This is a genomic window from Paenibacillus albiflavus (assembly GCF_004344915.1).
Taxonomy (GTDB): Bacteria; Bacillota; Bacilli; order Paenibacillales; family NBRC-103111; genus Paenibacillus_AM; species Paenibacillus_AM albiflavus.
Genome location: NZ_SKFG01000011.1, coordinates 1 through 23619, shown reverse-complemented (window position 1 = coordinate 23619; position 23619 = coordinate 1). Strand labels below are relative to the sequence as shown.

At 43.7% G+C, this 23619-nt stretch carries 18 protein-coding genes; 8 read left to right on the top strand and 10 right to left on the bottom strand.

The window, feature by feature from the left end:
* Nucleotides 1-3 precede the first annotated feature (3 nt).
* The 3 genes from E0485_RS12470 to E0485_RS12460 are packed head-to-tail and all read right to left on the bottom strand — an operon-like array spanning nucleotide 4 to nucleotide 1549.
* Nucleotides 4-684, bottom strand: a complete 681-nt coding sequence (locus E0485_RS12470) for an NADH-quinone oxidoreductase subunit C (RefSeq protein ID WP_235857553.1) — start codon at nucleotides 682-684, stop codon at nucleotides 4-6.
* Nucleotides 681-1199: a NuoB/complex I 20 kDa subunit family protein gene (locus E0485_RS12465; protein WP_132418384.1), complete on the bottom strand. Its 519-nt coding sequence runs from the start codon at nucleotides 1197-1199 to the stop codon at nucleotides 681-683. Before E0485_RS12465 ends, E0485_RS12470 begins: the two co-directional genes overlap by 4 nt.
* Nucleotides 1184-1549: an NADH-quinone oxidoreductase subunit A gene (locus E0485_RS12460; protein WP_132418383.1), complete on the bottom strand. Its 366-nt coding sequence runs from the start codon at nucleotides 1547-1549 to the stop codon at nucleotides 1184-1186. The genes E0485_RS12465 and E0485_RS12460 overlap by 16 nt, the downstream gene beginning before the upstream one ends.
* Nucleotides 1550-1787: 238 nt before the next feature.
* Between E0485_RS12460 and E0485_RS12455 the strand changes: the two genes are divergently transcribed.
* The 3 genes from E0485_RS12455 (at nucleotide 1788) to E0485_RS12445 (ending at nucleotide 5144) form a co-directional block, all read left to right on the top strand.
* Nucleotides 1788-2342 carry a helix-turn-helix domain-containing protein gene (locus E0485_RS12455; protein ID WP_132418382.1) on the top strand — a complete coding sequence of 185 codons (555 nt, stop codon included), beginning with the start codon at nucleotides 1788-1790 and terminating at the stop codon, nucleotides 2340-2342.
* Between the two features lie 33 nt (nucleotides 2343-2375).
* On the top strand, nucleotides 2376-3374 hold the full coding sequence (locus tag E0485_RS12450) for an alpha/beta hydrolase family protein (protein ID WP_165921165.1): 999 nt from the start codon (nucleotides 2376-2378) through the stop codon (nucleotides 3372-3374).
* A 108-nt stretch (nucleotides 3375-3482) separates the two neighbouring features.
* On the top strand, nucleotides 3483-5144 hold the full coding sequence (locus E0485_RS12445; RefSeq protein WP_132418380.1) for an alpha/beta hydrolase family protein: 1662 nt from the start codon (nucleotides 3483-3485) through the stop codon (nucleotides 5142-5144).
* A gap of 421 nt (nucleotides 5145-5565) precedes the next feature.
* Here the strand turns inward: E0485_RS12445 and E0485_RS12440 are convergent, their stop codons facing one another.
* The 7 genes from E0485_RS12440 to E0485_RS12410 are packed head-to-tail and all read right to left on the bottom strand — an operon-like array spanning nucleotide 5566 to nucleotide 18989.
* The gene (locus E0485_RS12440; RefSeq protein WP_132418379.1) at nucleotides 5566-8169 is read right to left on the bottom strand and encodes a GAP1-N2 domain-containing protein; all 2604 of its coding nucleotides are present in this window, start codon (nucleotides 8167-8169) and stop codon (nucleotides 5566-5568) included.
* Nucleotides 8170-9438 (bottom strand): TRAFAC clade GTPase domain-containing protein, encoded by a 1269-nt coding sequence (locus E0485_RS12435; RefSeq protein WP_132418378.1) that lies wholly within the window; start codon nucleotides 9436-9438, stop codon nucleotides 8170-8172.
* 15 nt (nucleotides 9439-9453) lie between these two features.
* On the bottom strand, nucleotides 9454-10107 hold the full coding sequence (locus E0485_RS12430; protein WP_235857552.1) for a beta-mannanase: 654 nt from the start codon (nucleotides 10105-10107) through the stop codon (nucleotides 9454-9456).
* The gene (locus E0485_RS12425; RefSeq protein WP_132418377.1) at nucleotides 10108-11376 is read right to left on the bottom strand and encodes a vWA domain-containing protein; all 1269 of its coding nucleotides are present in this window, start codon (nucleotides 11374-11376) and stop codon (nucleotides 10108-10110) included. It abuts the gene before it with no gap.
* Nucleotides 11377-11418: 42 nt separating this feature from the next.
* Nucleotides 11419-13758, bottom strand: a complete 2340-nt coding sequence (locus tag E0485_RS12420; protein ID WP_132418376.1) for a hypothetical protein — start codon at nucleotides 13756-13758, stop codon at nucleotides 11419-11421.
* A 30-nt stretch (nucleotides 13759-13788) separates the two neighbouring features.
* Nucleotides 13789-17181: a tubulin-like doman-containing protein gene (locus E0485_RS12415; RefSeq protein ID WP_132418375.1), complete on the bottom strand. Its 3393-nt coding sequence runs from the start codon at nucleotides 17179-17181 to the stop codon at nucleotides 13789-13791.
* 14 nt (nucleotides 17182-17195) lie between these two features.
* Nucleotides 17196-18989 (bottom strand): vWA domain-containing protein, encoded by a 1794-nt coding sequence (locus tag E0485_RS12410; protein ID WP_165921164.1) that lies wholly within the window; start codon nucleotides 18987-18989, stop codon nucleotides 17196-17198.
* A gap of 203 nt (nucleotides 18990-19192) precedes the next feature.
* On the opposite strand from E0485_RS12410, the gene E0485_RS25100 reads away from it, so the two are divergent.
* The 5 genes from E0485_RS25100 to E0485_RS12390 all read left to right on the top strand — a co-directional run bounded on the left by E0485_RS25100 (nucleotide 19193) and on the right by E0485_RS12390 (nucleotide 23543).
* Nucleotides 19193-19354, top strand: coding sequence for a hypothetical protein (locus tag E0485_RS25100; RefSeq protein ID WP_165921163.1), 162 nt, complete (start codon nucleotides 19193-19195; stop codon nucleotides 19352-19354).
* Between the two features lie 5 nt (nucleotides 19355-19359).
* Nucleotides 19360-20313, top strand: coding sequence for a hypothetical protein (locus E0485_RS12405; RefSeq protein ID WP_132418374.1), 954 nt, complete (start codon nucleotides 19360-19362; stop codon nucleotides 20311-20313).
* Nucleotides 20310-22031, top strand: coding sequence for a hypothetical protein (locus E0485_RS12400; RefSeq protein WP_132418373.1), 1722 nt, complete (start codon nucleotides 20310-20312; stop codon nucleotides 22029-22031). Before E0485_RS12405 ends, E0485_RS12400 begins: the two co-directional genes overlap by 4 nt.
* Before the next feature lie 256 nt (nucleotides 22032-22287).
* Complete coding sequence (locus tag E0485_RS12395; RefSeq protein WP_132417163.1) at nucleotides 22288-22614, top strand: helix-turn-helix domain-containing protein; 327 nt, start codon at nucleotides 22288-22290, stop codon at nucleotides 22612-22614.
* Nucleotides 22611-23543: an IS3 family transposase gene (locus E0485_RS12390; RefSeq protein ID WP_132417162.1), complete on the top strand. Its 933-nt coding sequence runs from the start codon at nucleotides 22611-22613 to the stop codon at nucleotides 23541-23543. The genes E0485_RS12395 and E0485_RS12390 overlap by 4 nt, the downstream gene beginning before the upstream one ends.
* The last annotated feature ends 76 nt before the right edge of the window (nucleotides 23544-23619 follow it).

The following is a 23619-nucleotide window of genomic DNA, read 5'->3' as shown; positions in this document are numbered from 1 at the left end:
GAGCTACACCTCCGGGTCTAGCGGTTCATAATCTTTACGCAGCGGGTGTCCGACCCAATCATCTGCTAGCATAATCCGCGTCATATTCGGATGCCCAGGAAAATCAATACCTAGCAAATCAAATATTTCACGTTCATTCCAATTGGCGCCTTCCCACAAATGTGTGATTGATGGGATTGAAGGCGCTTCGCGATCGGTAATCACTCTTACACAATAATTGACTCGAGTCGAAAGTGAAATTAGATTATAGACGGCTTCTAGATGTGTTTCCTGATCGACCCCCGACATATTACGCAAGTAGTTGCAGTTCAGCTCAGGATGATCCCGCATCACACGTGCTGCATTTGCCCAGTGCTCACTTGCTATGACGACAGTTGGCAAATGATCATTGGCTTCGTTAATCGATGAAGCAGTGACTGCGTTCTCCGCCACTTCGCTATTAAGAATACGAACTAGCTGATCAAGTAATGGCTGGTTCGGAGATGGTGCAGCAGGTGCTTCTTCCGCAGCCTCCTTGGCAGGACGCTCTGGTCTTGCAGGCCGCTCCGGCTTAGGCTTAGCGGTCTCAGCTGCTGCTTCTGCAGGCTGCTTCGGCTCGGCAACAGGTTCCGCTGGCTTAGCAGCTTCTGCTTCTGCTGGTGCTCCTGATTGCTCAGGCTCTACAGGCTTATTCTCTTCGCTCACGATCCTGTCACCCGCTTCCCAGTCTTTGCTTCATAGCGAATTTTCTCTTGCAGCTTGTTGATTCCATAAATGAGCGCCGCAGGATTTGGTGGGCAGCCCGGGATATAAACATCAACAGGTACAACCTGATCTACACCTTTGACGACAGCATATGATTTCACATAAGGTCCGCCTGCCGTTGCGCATGATCCCATAGCGATGACCCATTTAGGCTCAGGCATTTGGTCATAGAGACGACGAAGCAAAGGCGCCATTTTTTTCGTAACGGTTCCTGCCACAATCATCACATCCGACTGACGAGGAGACGTACGGAAAATAACGCCAAATCGGTCTAAATCGTAATGAGAAGCACCTGTATTCATCATTTCGATGGCACAGCAAGCAAGCCCGAACGTTAATGGCCAGAGCGAATTGCTTCTTGCCCATGCCTTAACCTGCTCAAGCGTTGTCATGAATACATTGCGGTCTAGCTCCTGTTTCTGCTCAGGAGTAATTTGATCTAAACTGAGTTCCATTCAAGCACCTTCTTTTTCCATGCGTATAGTAGGCCAACTGCCAGTAAAACGACAAAAATGCACATTTCCACAAGCGCAAAAAGCCCTAGCTTATTGTATGCTACCGCCCATGGGTACAGGAAAACAGTTTCCACATCAAAGATAACGAACATCAAGGCAAATAAATAATACCTAATGTTGAATCGTATCTGTCCTTCGCCTACCGGCTCGTTACCGCTTTCGTAAGTCGTATACTTGGGATCACTAGGTTTGTACGGACGCAGAATTCTCCCCAGTACAAATGCAGCCAGTGCCAGTATAATCGACAATACTACGAAAATTGCGACAACAATGTAATGATTGGTATACATTGGTTTGTAACCGCCTCCATTTCTTTCGACATGACAACAGTATTATGGCAATTATCACTAAATAATTATAGCACACCTTCCAATTTACGATAAGGAATAGATTCAAAATTTACATTTATTTTTTTGTTTAAACAATTTCGAGTTGATTGTTATCATTATTGATAATATAATCAACTTATAAAATAATGAATCTAGCTTACGAGGATCATTTTTTAAACATAGGAAAGAGGTCAACCTGATGAAACACTCCAAAGCTGATTTACTTCTTCATCCTATACGTTTACGTATTGTTCAGATATTCGCTACCCGTCCCGAGCTTACCATTGCACAGGTTGCTGAATATTTGAAGGATGTCCCGCAAGCTACTCTTTATCGACATGTCAATCAACTGGTCCAAGGCAATATGCTAACGGTTGTTAAACAGAATCAGGTTCGAGGAACTGTCGAGAAGGTCTATTCCCTTGCTAAGGGTGGATTAAGCACTTCGAGCACAAGCGATGAGGAGACTAGAGAATCGATGATGCAGCAGTTCATGCTTTTCGTTGCGATGCTAATCGATGACTTCGAGGCTTACACCAAACGCAAAGGGGAAATTGATCCTTATAAAGATGGGATCGGCTTCAGACAAGCAAGCTTCTATTTAACGGATAAAGAATTACAACAGTTATATATGAGAATTGGAGAAGCTTTTCAAGAAGCAGCTCGGCATGAGCCATCTCCAGAAAGACAAAGACGAACGATTTCTACCATCCTTATGCCGGGTAGAGAAACGAATGAAACGCAAGAACAGTAACATAGTAACTTAATTTTGTAGGAGATGATGTATATGAAATATGACATTCACGAAACAGATGTGACGATTGAAGCGCCAGACGGCAAGCTCGCAGGTACAATCGCCATCCCTGTACCACCTCATTCTGATGCTGCTGCTAAACATCCGGCCATATTGCTTATTGCAGGCTCTGGATCAAGTGACCGCAACGGTAACAGTGGTGGGATCGATGCGAATATTTATCATAATCTATCCAATTTCCTCATATCCCTAGGCTTTGTAACACTTCGTTACGACAAGAGGGGAACACATAAAAGCGAGGGTGATTTTAACGCAGCTGGGTTATGGGACTTAGTAGACGATGCCGAAGCTTGTCTGCAATATTTAAAATCCCATCCTAACTGTGATCCCGAGAACGTATTTGTTCTAGGTCATAGTGAAGGTGCGATTTTTACTGCCATATTGGCATCACGCAACAGGATTGCTGGGGCGATCATGCTTGCTGGATTCGCCGATACGGGGAAGGTTATGCTGACTTGCCAAGCGGAGCAAGTACTGGATGAACTAGAGGCAACCAAAGGCTTCAAGGGCTTCCTCATGCGTTTATTGCGGTTAATTCCTAAAGCGCGCAAACGTAATGAGGCTACGATACAGCAAATCCTTGCTTCTACGGAGGATACGATCAAGCTAGGTCCTGCTACGATCAATGCCAAGTGGTATCGCGAACACTATGCAACGAGTGTGCTGGATTATTTACCGCAAATGACTTGCCCTGTACTTGCCATAACAGGTGATCGCGACATTCAGGTTAATCCACAGCATGTGCATATCATCGCCGATCTTGTTAAAGGGCCAGTAGAGACACATATTATTCCCGAAATGAATCATCTTCTCTGCCGATATACAAGCACACATACGATGCTTAAGCTGCAGCAGGAATATCAACAGCTAATCGGCAGTCCCTTACATCAAGAACTACTCCCACTTCTCGAATCATGGCTTCACAAGCAGCTTCATTCGGAATCAACTTTCGAACAAGAAGAAACAGTTTGACCGTCTTTATAAGACGGATGCGTTTCTTCAGGTGATACTTAGAATTTATGGGCTGAAAGCTATAAATTCTATATCATGAAGCAATTCATATAGAAGGAGAGAAATTTCATGATCAAATTATTGCCTACTAAAAGTTTCAAAACGCTTATCGCAGGTTCGATGCTAACATTAGCACTTGCCATGCCTGTGCAAGCGATGGCTGAAAGCACAAATGCAAATACGCAAGCTCCATTACGTTCAATCGCTGAATCGATTGGAGCTAAGGTGACATGGGATGAGGCTAAGCAGCAAGTAACGGTTAATCGTGGGGGGCTTCAATTCACGGTTACGATCGGTAATGATCACGCAATCGTCAATGGCAAGGAGGTCATTTTGAACAATAAAGTGACTACCGTTGATGGTTCTACAATCATTCCGCTTGAAATCATAGAAGAAGCGCTTCAAGTACAGCTCGATTGGAATGCAGCTAATGGATTAACGATTGACCCTACCGATACTGCATCACTTGGAAGCTATTATATGCAGCTCGTATCCAATAATAAATTTACAGAAGCAAGAGCCCTGATGAATGATAATCTGCAACAGCTTATACCAGATACGATGATGCCCGTTCTATTCAATTTAGCTGCATCACCCTATGGTAATGTGACAGACCTATTAGAAGTCCAAGTGGAGAAAAACAAACTACATAACATTGCACACCTTACTTACATGACGGAAAAATCAACTCCTATACAAGTTGATATTCGCTATGATCAATCAAATAAGATCAGCGATATCCGTTTTACAGTTGCAACACCTCCAAGCACTTATCACAAACCAAGCTATGACAATGCCGATAATTATACAGAAGAAGAGGTTGTCGTTGGCGAAGGTTTGACAGCCGTAGCAGGAACATTGACGCTGCCTAAAGGCGATGGACCATTCCCAACTGTAATTTTGGTGCATGGCTCCGGTCCGTCTGACCGTGATGAAGCTGTTGGCGGATACAAGACATTCCGTGACTTGGCAGTTGGGCTAGCTAACAAAGGAATAGCTGTTCTTCGCTATGATAAACAGACATTTGTGAATTCCCTTAGTGCTGCACTAATCCCTAAATATACAGTTAAGAATGAATCTATTGATGATGTTTTCCAAGCGGTCAAATTACTGCATAACGACAAACGCATTGATCAAAAACACGTATTCGTCATCGGACATAGCCAAGGTGGCATGCTCGTTCCGCAAATCATCGAGCAGGATCAGAATAAAGCACTAGCAGGTGCAGTAGTTATGGCGGGACCAAGCAAACCGCTTGAGAATGTTTCTATTGACCAAAATAACGAAGCTATTGATCGTTTAATTAAAGCAGGACAGCCTAAGGAAGTCATAGAGTCGGCTAAGCAGCAGGTAGCACAATGGGAACAGATCGTCTCTATCCTCCATGATCCGCAATACTCTACGTCGAACCTGCCTCAGTTAGCAATACCGGGTCTATACTGGTGGATGGATTTCAGAAACTACTATGCAGGCGAGCTTGCGAAGAAGCAAGCAGCTCCGCTTCTCATTCTACAAGGCGAGAACGATTTCCAGGTGAACATGAGTAATTACGAAGGATGGAAACAAGCATTAAGCACTCGTAAAGATGTATCGTTTAAATCTTATCCAAAGCTCAATCACTTCTTTGTATCCGTTGACATGCCTTCGACAGGTGCGGAATATTACACGCCTGGCAACGTTCCAGCAACTGTGATCGATGATATTGCTGAATGGCTGCTGAAGCAGAAATAAATCGATTTTGCTAGAAAAAAGCGTAAAGACCAGCATTCTTCACTTAGAATGCTGGTCTTTGGCTTATTTAGAAAAGCTTTTTTCGGTAATTTGTTTCCGATGTTAGGTAATTTTTTACCGTTCGCACTCTGCGAGCACCCTCCAACCTTGCTGCCGAGCACGATGCGGCAACTTGGGGTGTTTTTTCGGTAATTTGTTTCCGATGTTAGGTAATTTTTTACCGTTCGCACTCTGCGAGCACCCTCTAACCGTGTTGCCGAGCGCGATGCGGCAACTTGAGGTGCTTTTTCGGTAATTTGTTTCCGATGTTAGGTAATTTTTTACCGTTCGCACACAGCGAGCGCCTGTGCATACCGGTATATGTGCTTTACCAATGTTTATGCGCCCTGCCAATCAGCAAAGTACCGATAAGACTAAGGACTTACTTTTTTATCGCCGGACTCGGCGTTGGACTTGCATTTGGACTCGAACTTGGACTTGGCGTTGGACTAGGTACACCAGATGGAGATGGCGTCGATGTTGGCGGAACCGTCGTACCCGCTCCATCCGGAGAAGGTGAGACATCAGGCATCTCCGACACCGCCGGTGATGGTAACGGTGATACCACCGTAGTTGGTGGTGGCGTTACGATATTGTCTTGTGGCGTATCATCTCCAGAGAAAGCATGAATCAGCGTTCTGACCAGAATGATTACGACGGCAAGCAAGGCGATAATGATTGCAAATAACAAGGTCAGCCGAAACAGCTTCTTGTTCTTAGCTATAAAACGTACAAGTGGATTCGATTGATCAAGCTTGATCGCTTTGAACAATTTCAGCATGCCTGTATGGCGAACGGCCATCAAGGCAGCAGCTGTTTGGCGGTTCTTGAACGCTTTGTCGTCATGCTTACGGAAATAGTTGCTGATCGCTTTCTCATAACCAGGCAGTACTTGTCTACCTACTGTAAATCCTGACTGCGTGCTGGACCATAGCAAAAAGCCATAAACCCCTTCTTCATCCGCGTTAATAAACAGATACTCGAGCAGCAGCTCATATTGGAATTGGTCATAGGAATCATTTGAAAATTTTTCATGATTGCTTTCATAGAAGGCATAAATCAATTTGCCGTACATATCTTCACGGACTTGGCCTCTATAAATCTTCTGCAAGAGCTCTTGCGCCTTGCGCAGTTCAGCAGGAGCTAAATCTTCAAACTCCTTCACGAGCTCTGATGCTTGAATTTCTTCCCGAGTTACAACTTGAATTACGACATGCAGAATCTTCCAGTTCCCTCTTCCGCGAGTCGTTAACTCAGCCATCAACTCTGTTCTTGGAATAATAAATAAGAATTTCAAATCCTTCAATTCTTCTTCATTTGTTGGATTTGGTTCAATCTCATTCAGCGTTTGAACAATCAGTCTCGAAACAAGATTCGCGCACAATGAATCGATCCCTAAGTTCGGATACTTGTCAAAAGTCCTCGTAATCACATCATACAAAGCTCTACTATCTCTAGAAGCCGCTTGCTTCGTAAACATCTCATCGATTCTGCGAAGTGCAGCGTCCTCGAACATGACCGAATTCAGCATTGCTGGAAGATGCTTCACCCAGAATAGCAGCTCCTGCTCGAATCGCCCAGCATCCTTCACCTTCGTGAAGCGTATATTTATGTAATCTAGCAGCATCTGCTCAAAATAAGCTTGTCCGTACAGGAACTCCATACTAGCATCAAATAGATTCTCCTGAGCGAGCAGTCGATCATAGATTTGTGCCGTGTAGCCTGCATCCTGCTTCTGCCAGCCATTATAGATCGCTAGCACCCAGAATTCGATCAACTGTTTCTTCACAGCTTCCTTTGCATGTAATCCATACTGCATCGAACTTTGAATAACGCCTATCGGAGGTGTATATTCCGTACGAATCATCCGATATTCTTGCTCCAGGAGCTTCAGCATTATGTTGTTCAATCGCGGTTGAACCTTCTCTGGCTCGGCATGCAAGAAACTATTAAGCGACTCTAGCACCGCTTCTTTATTACTCTCATATGCTTGTTGATTGCCCTGTTCAATTTGATAGAGCGCAAATAGTTTATAGTACGTAGATAAGGCCAGACGATCATTCTCATCTGCACCAGTCAGCGCTTCGTCAGCAAATTCATAGAATGCATTCAGCATTTCAGGCTCATTGCGATATCTCCACGCATAATCTAGGTACTCGCTGTTACTACTACCTGCATCTATATTGGCAATGCGATCATTCGGTAAATCGAACAGGTAATCCTTCTCAATGTTGCGGTCCAGCGCGCGGATACTGCCTTTTTCCACGAACATGACGTTAATATATTTCTTACCCTGTGGTTCATTATTATAAGTCATGAATCCACAATTTCTGCGCAACTCATACGGCAGACAGTGGAATAGAAGCTCGAGCAGCATAGTAGCGGCAACCGAGGTTTCGGAAATATCGACATTCAGAATGACATACACTTTTTTCTTGCCAGAAATCGACATCATCATCGACGCAAGCAACTGCTTGAAAATAGTCTCCGTGATGCCAAGTTGCTCTAACAACGCACCAGGATCATAACCTAGCGTCTGTTCATAATCCAGATCAGCCAGCTCTGGCAGTTCCTTGCCTTCTTGAATATCATAACGTTCCAAAAAGCCGCGTATGCGGAAAATTTTGGACGGATTTTTAACGAAATCATCTTTTAGTTCTGGAGGAATAACGAAATTATGTGTCAAAAAGGTATTGCGCTGCCCCGTAAAGTCCGATCCTGCATATAAGCTGCGGCCAATAATCAGCTCCCCAGTTTCTACAGGGAACATCGTAAGTGCTTTAGGATACTGAGCAATATCCTGCTCTGCACGGACACGCAGCTCATGCGGCGCATTATAGAAGCAAAAAGGATGCAATACCTTCTTAATAAAGCTATTATCGAGCGATGGCGATTTGGCAACGGTGTCTAATCCCTCGTTAGTTCTAAATATTCCTTCTCGGTCGCGTGTATAAATCTGTTGAAATATTCGGCCTGTGGTCGCCACTTACTCATCTCTCCCTTCGATATAATCCAGCTGGTTCAATAACCAGATAAACGGTTCATCAACCCGAATCGGATTAACAACACCCGTAATTTGTTGATTCACTGGATTGCTGCCAAGCGAAGATACGGCAAAATACGCTGTATTCATAAAGTAAACATCAACCGCATCCTTGAATGGTCGATCGACCCGCTCGATGAACCTGCGAATTTCCCCATTGATATTTTCGATCTCATCCGTATTCATATATTGCCTATGTACGAAATTACGGAAAACATTGCTATTGGATTTAATATAGCCGTTGCCATCATCTTCTTTGAGATATTCCAGCATGTCGCTCTTTGTCAGAACGATAGCTGTCGGAATGTCCGTCTTGCTATTCTGCTGATGACCGATGAAGCTCTCGAACATCGTAATCACGACATCTCTCGGTTCATCATAGCGATCTGTGAATTCCCCTTGGCGGTCGCCGATATTAATTTGCAGCTTCTCGCGAATCGTCCGAATTTGCAGGGGATCGACTAAGAAAAGAATCCCCGACGAGTTCTTAATATGCGAAGCATATAAGTCGAGGTATTCCCGCTCCACAACGCCTTCACCCGCCACATCGAAGAACACGAGCGTCAGCGGTGCTTGCGACTGATCCTTGAACACGAATTGGAAAATGAAAGGCTCCTGGCGCTGTTCCTTCTGTGTGCTATCCAGCATCCGCCCCCGCTCAAAAATCGGCTCCTCATAATTATATCGGAACTTGCGGCTAATATCTGCATTAAGCGGCATACACGCTGCATCAAAATTCGACGCCGTCGAATTCTGCAACGTATGGATAAGCGAGGTCATATACACGGATTTACCCACTTGGGATGCGCCGACAATTGAGATAATATTGCTTGGGAACTTGCCAGAAGTAAGCGGCAATTCATTATGGCAACCAGGACATAACCGTTTCTTCGTCTCAAAACCATAGCCATCAATCACACCGACAAGCACATGATCAGAGTAAAGACGATTGTCTTGTGGAATATGATCAGGGTGAATAACGGCTTCCATATCATCTAATGGAGCTAAGCCGAATTTCTCCCGATAGCGATTGAGAATTTCATCATCCTGAAGCATGTAGTCCTCATCCACTTCGCTCGCGTGCGTTGCACGAAAAACAACTTCATCCGGATTGAATTTGCTAAAGCAATAAGGACATACAATCGGGTAGAAGGGCGGCCGTTCTTTAACAGGTGGTTTTTTATCGAAAATCGTTTTTAAAAAGCCAAACATATCGCATCCTCCTTATCATTCTGGCATTAGCTCATAGATCTGGCCGTATTTTTTACCATCCGTAAAAAATAATTTAATGTATTCGTTCTTCTGTATTTCAATCTCGGACATCTCATTGCGTCCCGGTTCAAAATCATGGACGAACGGATAAACGATTCCATCATCTTTATGCAGAGGAAGGCTGCCTTCCTTTTTGACAAAGCATAACACTTCTTTCTTAACATGCACTTCACTTGTAATCTGGATCCGCACCGATTGACGCTTGCTGAAGAGACTTTTGCGATAATGAATGCCATACTTGATAATCGCCTTGCCTGCACTAAACTGAATGCGATTATCCTCGTCTTCCTGCTTAATCGCTACGAGCTTCCCATCCTGTCGTACACAGGGATAGACGATATACCCGTGCCGTTCTATCGTCTCAAGCCGCTCGCAATAACCTTTGGCAGACTTATACTCTTCGCGAGTATAGAGCTTCATTGATTTGGCAGGACGCTCCTCAATGCTTTGCTCATGATCAACAGAATAGCTATAGATATAGACTGCATGCACGTTCTCAGGCCACTGCCAAGTTAACGTGCATTCACCATCCTGCAAAGTGTAAGCTATTCCCGAAATATGTGACTCGACAGCAGCTTCTTCAATCCAATCTATGGATACGTTTCTCATTTATCGGAATCCTTTACTTGATTTTGGCCTATATGGATCCGCATGTAATGCTCTACCGCTAAGATTTCTAGCTGACTCATTCAGTACATACTTGCCTTTAATCGGAATGATCAATGAAGATATAGACAAGAGCACCGCTAGCGCGAGATCCGCTAACAATCGATCACTCCAGTTAGGAAGTATACTGCTTCTTAATCCGAACTCCAGAATCAATCCTGCAAGAAGTCCTGCAATTAAACCGCCGATTCCGAAGCTAAACGCCAAATGTCGATTATCAAAAATAATGCCTAGCGATAATCCGAGAAGCGATCCGATGATCGCAATAAGCACAATTCGTAAAGCGGCATAGGCTGCACTTGCTTGCTCTTCACCTGGACGTTCACCGACAAGATGACGCTGCTGCTGCTCTTTATAGATTTGATCATACACTCCTGATAGAAGCTGTGCTTTATCCACCTCATAGAAGCTTCCGCCTGTTTGCTTCGAGATTTCTTCCAATAAGGCAGAACCTTGTGTACTGTTCATCCCAATGGTATGAATAGCGATTCGATCCTTTAGAAAAGGTGATAGTGTTGCAGGCAGGTTCACCTCGCTATACCCATCAGATACAAGAATAACAACACTCTTGCGATCCGCATCCGTTTCAAGACCGATCTGCTCCACCGCTTGGTTCAGCGCTAGTCCAATATCCGTCTGACCGTCAAAATCACCAAAGCCATCAAGCGCAGCGATAACACTATCTTTGGCAGCTTGATTATTTAACGGTACGAGCGGCTGCAAAATATTCGTTTGATGGTTAAACGTGATAACCGCTACCTTCATATCCTTATCCATCCGCTGTATTAAATCCTTCGCAGCCTGGATGCTTTCACGCTTCGGATCTGTTTCATTCATGCTTCCTGATACGTCCATAACCATGATCAGATTCCGCGCACGCCCTTGCTTATTTAAATCAAGGCCGTATACGAATTGAAACAGTGCTCCTGCTGCGAATAGCATAACGAAAGTGGCAGGAACGAGCCATAGCCATCCTTGGCGCGTATATCTTGTACGCCATCCAATTCCGTTAAGATCTGGCGAAATAAGCTCAGCTAAGAAAATAAAGAAGCCAACTACTAAAGCGAACTGTCCATAATATAACGCAATTAGCAGAATTGGCGATATATTGCCTTCTAGCTGTGATAAGAGCAGCTCACCAATGACGAATCCCACTACGCCACCCAGCACACTTAAAAGCACCATCAAACCACTAATTTTTCTCTCCCCCATTATATGGGCACTCCCCTCTACAGCTATCTATGAGCTGACTTGTCAAACCTTCTTTATACTTTCTTCTTCAGGATGGAACTTATAGCCATTGTCTTGGTACTTTTCATAATACTTGAGCCCATTACGATAGAACATCATGTCTGTAATATGGAAGCCACCCATTAGGTTCAGCTTCTCGAGCCCGCTGCTCTTATTCTCATGTACGCATCCAAGCTTATATCTTCTATTGCCGCTATCTACTGCAAAGGCATATTGGATAAACTCACTATGGCTATCGCCTAAGAAATACTTTTCCTCATGGCGATGCTTATGCGTGTAATTATACACGTCCATATGAACCATCGAGTCCTGTTCAAGCGTAACGTATAAATCTCGGAACAGCATTTCTTTGGACAGCACTTCACGATGATCGAAGCTGACGGCTACATTGGCCCGTGCAAGCAGCTCATCCTCGAACGATAACTGAAGTCGTGGTGACGGGAATACTTCCCGCTTGCATACATCAAGTAATCGCTCCAATAAACGATCCGATTGTCCATCCAATTGTTCAGCTATATTCCCCATGAATCGATCTTCAAAATAAAACTGCGGACCATATTTCTGCTCCAAATCCTTCGCAATCTGGTCCACAACAGTCTCATAATATTCCGGAATGTTCCGTCCAAGATGATCGCTAGCTTCCGATATACGCTGTCTGGAAACTTCCTTCAGGCATTTGCCGATCTCATCCAGTTGGCCGATTTGGCCATTATACATGCCATGCAGCTTTTCAAGCGCCCGTTCATAGGCTTCAAGCAGTTTCAGCTTCACTTCGAGCTGCAGCACCGAATACTGCGTACCATAAATTTTATTGAAAAAGTGGCGTATAAACCGCTTCGTGTTTCCTTTTTTAAACAAAGGCATCCGAGGGAATACCTGACCTCCAACTGTCTCCTGATAAGCATCCGCTAGTTCATCGCGAGCCTGCTCCAAATCCCTAGCCGTATCCTTGATCATCGTCCGCAGTTCATTCATCATGACGGAATCATCCATCGTCCACATGTGAGCACAGTATAGGCCATATCTTGCATGCTGAATCACGTTGTCATCAATCGTCTGCTCGAGCTCTGCATACGGATTCATCACGGTAAGTGCAATCCCAGCAGGTTCTTTGAAGTAGGAAGAGAAGAAATCCTGACAGGTTTTGCCGTACAGCGCTTCTTCTGCTTGCCTTAGTGTATCGTGCTGCAGATCATCCACAGACAGCATGCGATACATTAAGCTATTCATTTCCTCAAGCCTGCCGATATCAGGTACTAATGCGTGAACTTTACGTTCAATAGAAGGAGGGTCAAGCATGAGCAATTGAGCCATTTCCCGCTTCTGAATGTCGCCATGCTCCTTCATTTGTTTAATCACTTTGCCAAAAAACTGCTGAACGACCGTAGCTGCAATCGCACTGCTCGGACGCTTAAGTTTCGCAAAACCAGCTGAAGCATAGACGGAATCTCCTCCGCTTGCTGAGCCGATATTTTGTTTAAACTGTGTATTGTTATACGTTTCATATCGATGGTCGATCCCTTCAATGATTCTGCCATTCTTAAGCAAATTCAATCTACAGATCATCTCGTAATTAACCATCATACTATTCTCAGGCACGATACCTGCTTCATTCTTGTCACTGAGGAGATACACAAGATCAAATAACGGTGACGGCGGATGCTCGACAGGGAATTTAATCTGATCCTCTGTTACTTGCAGCATCGCACGGAACTTGTAATCTTTCGCTTGGTAGTGATCCAACTCTTTCAGGAAGCTGATGCCATAAGAGATCGGCAGTGCGAACTGTTCGCCTTCATGCTTCTCCTGCACCAGTCCATATAGATCGACTTGAATAAATTTGAATGATTCACTCAGAATCGATTTCATTAAGAGCGTGATCTCAGGCAGAACGACATTGCATGGGTCCGTGACATGCGTAACAACCGCTATGTTCAACCGTTGGAAAGAATCATACTGACCGCCGAGCTCCGAAATGCGATAGCTCATTTGTCTGATGAGATGGTTCAGCTGGGTCAACTTCTGTTCATCTTGGTACAAATGCTGATGCAGACTCGTGCGCAGCACCTTTCGGTCCTCGCACGAGCCAGCCATCTGATAATAATAAGTGTTCGCAGCGCTGCTGCTTTCCGTGGCACCGATATGAAAATATAAAATGCCTGAAGCATTATTCCAATTTGCATCGACTAATTCATGAATGCATCGCAAGGCTTCAAGGGATTTATCACCGACGAATAGAAACACGAGCGGATTATGAATATTACGCTGTTCATCACCCTCATGACTTCGCTTCTCCTGCTCAGCAGCAAATTGCCTCACAAATTCGAGCATCCGTCCTTTCAATCGTCATCACCCTTTCCCTACGTCATAAGTTTAATATTTTAAAGTGCGGATCATATCATTGGTCTTGCTCATGACTTGATTATAGAACGTGTACATTTCTTCCCCGTTCACAAGCTCATTGCGTGTGTAATCTAAGCTGCTCTTCGCTTCTTGGAATTTATCCAACATTTCATGCAGCTTGGACAGCAGTCTCGAAATGTCTGTCGAAGAAGCGACCTGTGTTGCACGCTTGGAAGATTTGCGTCCGATAAGTCCCATCTGCTTCTCATCGAATTTGCGCATGATCTTGAATACTTCATAGTCCACATATTTGTTCACTTGAATCAAGTTAACAAGCGGTGCCCATGCATCTTCCTCTGCATCATGGTCGTAGACGATCAAAGCCCCTTTTTTGGTAATCGTGTCGGTATACATCGCTTCTAGGAACTGATCAATCAGCTTCTCTTCGTCTTGGAACGAGCTAAGCACACGCTCAAGCTCTGTCTTCTTCTCTACGATCGATTCGTATTTACGAACCTCTTCCTTAAGAGCGCGGAGCAGCTCTGGTGAACGAATCAAGTTCTCCTTGGCCATATCCTCATCGACACTACCAAAAATATCTTTGGTAAAAATGCGTTCAAGTCCATTCTGAAGCATACCCGCAAGATCATTTACACAGCGTTTCACTTCTCCAAAGTTTGGTCTCGATTCGCCTAACTGCATATTGTATTTGCTCAGCAATTCATTCATCGATAATTCTTTGGTGAATACAATCTCGTATCGACTGCTTGTTCCGACATCACTCGATTTCATCGCAATGCTTTTGAAGTTAACCGCTTTATCAAATAATGCCCTAACTTCTGCATTGAAAGTCTGAACTCGGCGATTCATATACGTGCTGCCCCATGATTTCTCAGGAATTGGGGACGGCAGGTTCGTCCAGTTGATTTTATCTGTCTGAACAAGATGACGCCCAACACCCTCTTGTTCAAGGATCGTGCGCTCATAGCTTTCTTCATAAACCTTAAGCGGTGTATATAAGAAGAGTGGAATCCCGTTCTTCGTATTCAACCAGAAAATGCGGTTCTTCACTTTGCTCTCTTTGATCGTGTAGCGAGATTTGGCAATGGATGTTTCCTGATAGCTCTTAATTCCTTTAAAAATATTCGGAGCCTGAACAGGCACAGATACGAAACCCCATGATGGGAAATGATGATTGCCAAGGCTATTATTCAAATGGAATACAGGAATCGCTTCTTCGTCTAGACGACTTGAAATTTTGCGCTCGACAATTTTATCAATCGCATCCTCATTGCCATATTTCATGACTAGGAAGTCTTCCATTGACTTCGTAATGATATCACCGAACTGATCGGACAAGAATTCCGAGATGGATCCAATAACATCAACCTCTTGCTCTTTAATCCACTTGCCGGAATGCTCGAGCAGCTCACTCGTAAAGTCACGAATAAGATCATCGACGTTACGGTCGTCCATCATATGACCAATCGTTTTGACCATATCAGGCACACTGACCACATTCCAGAAGTACGTGCGATTTCCTTTATGATCAACCTCTTCTTCACCATTAATAAGAATGTCGCCATTCTTCTCAAAAATTTGGTTAAGCGCACCAAGTAATTCCGTAAATACTTGATAGATCCTTGTATTGTGATCGTTAATCAGCTTGTGCAGATCCTCGTAGAAATCGATCATCTGCTCCATGCGTTCCATATCGCCAAGCATCAGATATTCTTCAATCTTGGCCTCGATATAAGCATCTTTCTTCTTATCCTTGGAGATAAAGGCACTTCTTGCGTCTGCCATCTTCATAGTTGCTTGCTCGCGTACGATCTCTATGTCATGCGGAATTCGAGCCAAGTTCTCACGCAGCGTTGCGATATAGGATGAAATTAAGTTCAGGATGCAATAGCCTTTATCCGAATAAATAATACGGGAAGCGAAGAATGGACCTTGCTCAGGGTGCAGGAACACACGCTCAATCTGATCCGCCAGCTCTTCTATTTTCTGCGCAGGTAGCTGCTTGCGTGTCTTAATATATTCTTCCCTCGCCCTGGACAGGAAGTTCTGCTCCAGCTCGGTGTCCAGATGAACGACCTGCTGCTTAATCACATTGTTATAACTAAGTCGCTCACTATGCTGATAACCTGGAATCGGTTCTGGCACTCTCTGCTCAAATGTACGATGAATCGAATCCAGATCAATCGCCAGTTTGCGTGCCAGCTTCTCCGTATCTTCCTGAGTCGGAGCGCTCTGGAACATACGTTCCATCTTCTTAAATACTCGATACGCCAGATACGTCGTCATTTCCTCAATCGGCAGTACCGCAGAGGAAGCTCCGAGAATGTTGTATTGATAGTTGGCTGCATATGCTTTCGGCATCTGATTGATGTTCGTCCGAATATTGCTGATATAATCGTGAATCGCAAACTCCTCGCCAGAGTTCTTCTCCTCGCTTGCCATAAAGTTCGTAATATTCTCTGCTGTTACATTCATGCAGTAGTCATAAGCATTCTCAAGCAGTTTGCCTTCAAGATTCGTCGCTGAAATCAAGTGTGCCAGGTTAAACGGCGGCATAGGTGAATTCACCGTAAGAATATTGCCGTAACGTTGTTGGAAACGTTCGCCACGCTCATCTACGTTCATCCAGTAATCCAGCTCTTTGAGCGCTGCATAACCATTTTTCTTAATATATTCCTTCGAATGATCGGATAGGCTCTTATTGGACAAATTTACGTCTGGGGTAAACAAGTAGCCTAGGAGGCTGACCTTATCGACACCCGATACGCCATGCTCGCGTTCCATAAGACCGCGTACGATATAGGAAATATCCAGGAAGCAGCCGCTTCCGGTACCGCCTGATAGTCCCGTTAGAAGGAATACCATCAGCTTCTTATTCGTACCAACGGACAGCATCGCAATCTTCTTCTCGATCGCCTGTACGACCTGAATGATCTTGGTGAAGAGCAGCAGTCTTCCCGCTTGTCTGACGCCTGATGCGCCACTAATCCCATCTGTAATAATGAGTTCATTCGACAGCCAGTCCGTAATGTATGGCTCAAGGATACTTCGATTCTGTAGCAGACCGCCAATTTCGGCATTCGATAGCAGAACGAATTCCGTTAAGGGATCGAGGCCGATCCCTTTGTACTTCTTATTCCGATCATGTTCATTCGTTTCAAAAGCAATGAACTCGACATTATCGGGTTTGTCTTTCTTTTTCTTGGAGATTGGATCTTCGGGTAATTTGAATCTTCGATTGATCTGGTATTTCAGACGGAGCAGCGCATCGATCCCTGTTCCACCTAGCCCGATCACGAGCATCGGATTGTCGATCGTATCGACCCGAATCTTGTCGCTGACAATCCCTCCTCCTAATGATACATCTAATTGCTGGATATGCTCCCTGACCGTTGCTTTCATCGTTATGAAGCCTCCTAAATGATATATTCAATGCTTATCGACTTATTAACATTCTGTAAGGTAATTTTGACGCGGTCGTTCTTACGAAGTTCCTTGCCTTTGCTGGCGTCGATTACTCTTCCGCCTATCTCCACTACACAGCTTGTAGAGTTGGTTAAGATAATCGTATCATTCTTACCTGGGCTAAAGCTAATTTTGCTTACTTCCGCAAGTTCAGGCGCCAGTTGAAGTAATTGATGCAGGTTGAATTTACCTTTGAAACTATTTAGCTTTTTGTACTGCGGATTGCTTCTTTCACCTGTGTTCTCATCGCGAACCTCGATGACCATCTGCCCGAAGAAGCCTTTATTCGCTTTCTTCACCATCGACAGGATATATAGCGCAGCTAGAATGACAATGAGTAGACCCACAACGCCAAGTATCACATATAACCATGGGAAAGGCTTCTCATCTTTTGCTGCATCAGGAGCTTGCGTCGCGCTTGGCGTTGCAGTTGGCTGAACTGCCCCACCCTGCTTGGCGGAAATCGTCACAGGCTCAGATTCGCGCAGCATGCTGGAATCCTCCAGCCTAACAATCAATTCATAATCATGTTCATCCGCAACTTTGTAGCTACCTGTAAACTTCTGATCTGCCTGTGTTAAGGCGATTTCTTCCGTCTGTTGTGTATCGAGATCCTTCACAAGCAAAGTAGACTTCAAGTTCTTATATAACTCAGGCTCTGTTGCCTTGACGCCATTAGACTGCAGCTCAGCTGCAATATCGATAACATCGCCCTTCTTGTAATTCTGCTTGCTAAGCGGGGCGAGCACAACTTCCAAATCATAATTAAATAACAGATTGATTTTAATTTCTTCTTTATTAGCACCCTTGACCTGCAACTTCCAATCCCCTTGTGCAGGCTTTAATATTTTCAGTAAGGAATAGGCCGTAGATTTGGACAGCAGCAAGCTATCGGATGGAATCTTCTGCTCTTGCCCGGATGGATCAAACAGCTTCACTTCCACTGGCTTATTCGACATGATGGATATATTCGCTTCAAGTACACTTGCATTCGGAATGCTCAGCGTTACATCCTGATATTGTCCATTGGAGGTGAATGTCGAGATTGGCACGACTTTCAATTTCATATGGTTGGCAAAAATTTCACTTAAAATTTGCGGTAACGAACCCGCATCTGTCGTCACGAACATTTTACCATTCGTCTCATCGGATATTCTTTGCAGCACATCCTTATTCAACGTGCCATCTGCATTCAAACCAATTGTATAGATCGGTACGCCTGCATCCTTCGCCTTCTTCAAGCTGTCTTCCAGCATCTTATCAGAATCTTGTTGCGTTCGGTCTTTGTTAAGCGAGTTATTGCCATCTGTCAGCAGGATGATAAGCGGATCATGGTCTTGCTCACGCCCTGACTCCAGAATGTTCAACGCTTCGCTAACCCCAACTGCAACATCTGTATATGGTCCTCTCGTCAATTGATCAACGAAGGTTTTGAGATTCTCTTTATCCTTCGCATTATTAATTTTGAGCAGCGCCTTCTCTCGAATGACCTGATCGGTATAACCGAGAATGCCAATCTTGTCACCGGATACCGATGTCATATCGATGAACATCTTCATCGCTTCATTACTGAGCTTGTTCTTGTCGCTCTTGTTCATCGATGTGCTCATATCGACTGCTAGTACGGCATCCATTTTGGTATCGCTATCGGTTGCTGCATATAGGCTTACTGAACTAGTCAGCAGCAGGACGATAGCTAGCATACAGCTAAACCCTATATGAAGTGCTTTGTTTATTGGTTTCATCTTTTAAGTACCTCCACACCAGTATATATCTTCTCATTGTCTTTATCTCAGAGTGCCCTTTATTCGCTAAATTCGTAATATTAGACTATGATATATTATAAACTATAATATGACTTGTCGCCTATTTTTCTACAAATTCCGAATCAATTTCTATAATATAGGAATTGACTTGTACGCACTTATTATATGATTAGGAGAATAATATGATAACTTATCTATTGCTTGGCTGTGCTGCGATCTATGTGCTCCGCAAATGGATTATATTCCGTAGACATGATGCTAATCAACCATCCTATGAGCAAATTGACTCCGACTTCATTGCCTTGCTAAATAGCAAGAGTCGCTCAGATGAAGGGGTGTCATAAAAGCCATGCCAACGAAACATGCGGTTCAATTTCGCAAAACACCTAAGAATATTCCTGCGTTCGAAAGACTTCGTTATTGCAAAAGCTGTAAGCATTACTCCGTTCTATGGGATGATAGCTGTGAGCATTGCGGTAAACAAAATTTCATTCCTGCCACAGATCATATAGCAGCCCTCAATCGAAAAAAAGTCCATACCGAAACGCTGGCGATCATCACCTTCTTCTGTCTATGTATTCTAGTTGCTCGCAGCTTGCTTGAAATTATTATTGCGTTTGCGGCTAGTCTTCTCTTAAGCGGCGTCTATATTTATTTGCGCTATAAGTATAAGACGAGCAACAGCCGTATATGGTTTCATAAAACGCTTAAACAAGAGATTCCAAGTATTAGGAAAGACCTTGAATTCGATCTTGAGCTCGCAGTCAAACAGATTAATGAGGAACAATACAAGGTCGCATACGAAATGCTGCGAGAAATCGGTTATCTACTATTAGACGAGCCGATCAAGCATCATAAGCTGTGGTGCTTGTTCCATTTTATTATCCGAAAAGATATGGACCTTGAGCTCGACTCTCTGATTCCCAAAACCTTTGATCCTGGCTTCGTTCTGTATTTATATGAGGTTTCCAAGGTTAACAAAAGTCTGATCAAAAGCAGTGCGCTCGACTACGTCATCACCTATCGGTCACAAATCCGCAGTCTGAATCAGCATCAAGAGATGATGACGAGCTTTGCAGGTGCAGCCCTTCGGGTAAAGCAATACGTACATAAATATCAAGCCTTGATTAAAGAGTATGTAGAATACTTGCCTAAAGAGCGTCTACTGCGTTTATGTCAATTATTATCAAACTCAGATCCTAGATTATGGCCAGAGCTTTATAGTCAAACCGTCGAAATCGTCCGCGTCAAATACAGCTATGATCCCGAATTTGCAGAACTTTTGAAAGGGCTTAGTACATGAGACAAATTGCAATAGTCATCTGCTCGATTGCCATTCTATTAACCGGCTATAAACTTTACCTTGTCGCAGATAAGATTCACCAATACAACCAAGCTGCAGCCTATTTAGAGAATAATGATCTACTAGCAGCAGAAGAAAGCTTCACACGAACTAGCCAGAATCATTCAATTCGATATAAGGAAGATGAGACTCTCGCTAGCTTGAATAAACTATTGCCCGTTACGCAAATGAAAGAATTATTCTCTTCGCTTGATGCTGGGGTCAATGAAAATGCGACTAAGAATAATCTACAACCATTGCTCGACCTCAAAAAAAGGTATGAGCAAGCTAAAGAAGACTATGCTAAGCAGGAAGCTAACATCGCGCAATTGTTCCAAACTATAGATAGACGATACGCAATTGATCAAACCCTGCATGACGCGTTCATTCGCATTCACAAAGATATGCTTCAAGTCGCGGATTCCAGCATACACAATGGCAATTTTGATCAGGATAGCTATCTTGCAGAATTTCATCTGCTGCCTACTGAGGTATTTGGCGATGAGAAGAAGAAAAATACGGATGTACAAGCTTTTTTGAAAAAATACGATACGGCAAAATTGAATTACTGGGCTACAAAGAAATCCGTTCCTGATTACCTGATAGCCACTGCTGCTCTATGGAATTCTTATCAGAAAGAGCAGCTCAAGGTTGGTTGGTTAACACTACTTGTAGAGCAACATTTACAAAGCCAATTGGAGGTTCTGATCGACAAGGACGAGCCAGCTGCGTTAACTTCTTTTATTGAATATGCCAAGCTTTCGGAGGCTAACCAGCAATGGATTGGCGCCAAATCGAAGCTGTATAGCTACATTACCAAACAAATAAACGCTAAGTTCAAAGAAGCTGGCAAGCTCGTACAAGCCAAGGAATTTGCGGACGCAATCGCGCTTTACAATGTACTTGCCGACTATAAAGATGTCAAGGAACAGATTGAAGCTGCCGAAATGGCATGGATGAAGCATGATCCTAGTCGTCTGCTTGCCAAAGCATTGCCTGATAAATTCTTCTCGCTAGCTGTCGGGCAACAAGGTAATCTTAGTGGTTCATTCGAGGCCGCTGGCATAAATGGTGACACACTCAACTATGTTCGTATGTCGCCTGATCAGAAAATGGAAATTACAGAAGCTAAGCTAAATGGTTTGCAAGTGCAGGATATTGCGTTCGCTTATGAGTATAGTGGACAAGCCTTGCCAACTCTGCTTCTTCAAGGCGATTCACAGCAGCGCAAGCACCGCTTCATCTTACTCGAGCTGGAAGGGGAGCAGCTGAATCCAATTCTGAACATTGAAGCTGATCGTATCAGACTAAATCGCAAAGGTGTAATTCTCGTCGATAATGCGGTTGGTGAAGGCGCTAATGAAGGAGCATACTATGAATATTTAAATGGCAGTTATGTTTTTACGAAGCTTGCCAATGACTTTGTCAACATTATGCTCGATGATATTGACAGTTACTTTGACGTTAAAGTTAGATTTCAGGCAGAGGTTGTTGCAGTAGGCGAGAACGAAGCCTTCATACCGTTCTGGAACACTTATGTCCATCTGAAAGGCAATACCGAATTCAAGACCGGTCCTCAAACCATTATAGGTACATGGGTCGGTATGGAAGATATGCTCATCGGTAATGATCTTATTAAGGTCTACACGGTGGAAGTAGATGAGAGCAGTGATAACTAAAAATCTGCTCTCGTTGACCAATTAGCTGCATTCATGCAGTTATTTAAGAAGCTCCGCGATAGTTATAAATTTAACTGGATGATGCTATTCTCGTACCATTTTCAAAACTCACCCCAACTTGAATGTAAAACATACAGTCAAAATCACAGTTTCTACCCAAAATTAACTTTTGCCTGCATAACCTCTTAAGCCCCTTAAATAACGTAGAGTCTTAGTCGCCAATAAGATAAACTATTTATCAAGGGGGAATGATCGAATGAGAAGAACGAAAAAGGTGTATGAGGAGATCAGATTAAAGGTAGTGCGGGAGGCTTTATCTGGTATTAAGATTGCAGTGCTAGGAAGAAAGTATGAATTACACCCAGAGACTATCCGTGGATGGATTAGAGATTATCAAGATGAAATAGGGGAAGATCAGATTCCAAGCACAGATGAACAAATCCAAGAACTGAAGAGACTGCAGGAAATTGAGGATAAATATCATAAAGCAATCAAAATCTTAGGTGAGAAAGAACTTGAGAACGAAATCTTGCGTGAACTAGTAAAAAAGCAGAACCCTGCTTATCTGAAAAATTTGAAATAGCTCATCGTTTCATTAAGCAGGGAAATCCAGCCACACTTGTTCTAAGGATCATAGGGTTAGCAGAGTCCACTTATTACGCACGAATTAAACGAGCCAAGCAACCTAAAGAACATAAACAAACCGCTCGTAAAGGCCGTCCCTGCCCGGGATACTCCTTGACAATTAGTGGCGTTCAAATAGACGATGAGCAAATTAAGAAATGGCTCTTGGAGCTCCTAGAGGGCGAAGAGCACATCTATGGTTATAGGTGCTTAGCTCAGTGCCTTAGGAACAAATATGGACTTAGTTTGAATCCTAAAAAGTGTTATCGCTTATGCAAAGAGCTGGAAATTCTTCAGCAGCAACGCAAGAAGAAAATCAATTATCCACGTAGATTGCCTGTGAATCGAATGGTTACAGGTTCGAACCAGCTATGGCAAATGGATATTAAGTATGGTCGCGTAGTAGCTAGAAACCGCTTCTTTTTCATTCTGAGCATCATCGATATATTTGATCGTGTAATCGTTGGTTACTATGTTGGCACAACTTGTGAAGCGAAACATGCCGTTCAAGTCTTAGGAAAGGCTCTACAGGATCGCATACAACCCGGCGAGCCGCTGCCAACCATACGTACTGACAACGGCCCACAGTTCGTGAGTGCACTCTTTGAAGATATGTGTACAGCTTGGGGCGTTGTACACGAGAGGATTCCTCCGAAAACCCCTGATTTGAATGCATATATTGAGTCATTCCATAGTTTGGTGGAGCGAAATCTATTTGCCATGGAGATATTTATGACACTAGAACAGGCTTATGAAGCTATGGATCGTTATATGGACTTTTACAACAATCGTAGATTGCATGGAAGTTTGAAGCGCATGCCGCCAGCGAAGTTTTCTAAATGGATTTTAGAGCAAGAAGATCGGACGAAATTCTACAGAGCCTTGTAAACAGATGAAATAATGAGCTTTGCTAACCAAACTGGTTTTTTAATAAGGTAGACTCCAGAATAAGGGGGCCTAACCG

Coding starts and splice junctions, on each gene's coding strand:
- E0485_RS12465 (WP_132418384.1), bottom strand. CDS start 1,199: ATGGAACTCAGTTTAGATCAAATTACTCCTGAGCAGAAACAGGAGCTA.
- E0485_RS12460 (WP_132418383.1), bottom strand. CDS start 1,549: ATGTATACCAATCATTACATTGTTGTCGCAATTTTCGTAGTATTGTCG.
- E0485_RS12455 (WP_132418382.1), top strand. CDS start 1,788: ATGAAACACTCCAAAGCTGATTTACTTCTTCATCCTATACGTTTACGT.
- E0485_RS12450 (WP_165921165.1), top strand. CDS start 2,376: ATGAAATATGACATTCACGAAACAGATGTGACGATTGAAGCGCCAGAC.
- E0485_RS12445 (WP_132418380.1), top strand. CDS start 3,483: ATGATCAAATTATTGCCTACTAAAAGTTTCAAAACGCTTATCGCAGGT.
- E0485_RS12435 (WP_132418378.1), bottom strand. CDS start 9,438: ATGTTTGGCTTTTTAAAAACGATTTTCGATAAAAAACCACCTGTTAAA.
- E0485_RS12430 (WP_235857552.1), bottom strand. CDS start 10,107: ATGAGAAACGTATCCATAGATTGGATTGAAGAAGCTGCTGTCGAGTCA.
- E0485_RS12425 (WP_132418377.1), bottom strand. CDS start 11,376: ATGGGGGAGAGAAAAATTAGTGGTTTGATGGTGCTTTTAAGTGTGCTG.
- E0485_RS12415 (WP_132418375.1), bottom strand. CDS start 17,181: ATGAAAGCAACGGTCAGGGAGCATATCCAGCAATTAGATGTATCATTA.
- E0485_RS12410 (WP_165921164.1), bottom strand. CDS start 18,989: ATGAAACCAATAAACAAAGCACTTCATATAGGGTTTAGCTGTATGCTA.
- E0485_RS25100 (WP_165921163.1), top strand. CDS start 19,193: ATGATAACTTATCTATTGCTTGGCTGTGCTGCGATCTATGTGCTCCGC.
- E0485_RS12405 (WP_132418374.1), top strand. CDS start 19,360: ATGCCAACGAAACATGCGGTTCAATTTCGCAAAACACCTAAGAATATT.
- E0485_RS12400 (WP_132418373.1), top strand. CDS start 20,310: ATGAGACAAATTGCAATAGTCATCTGCTCGATTGCCATTCTATTAACC.
- E0485_RS12395 (WP_132417163.1), top strand. CDS start 22,288: ATGAGAAGAACGAAAAAGGTGTATGAGGAGATCAGATTAAAGGTAGTG.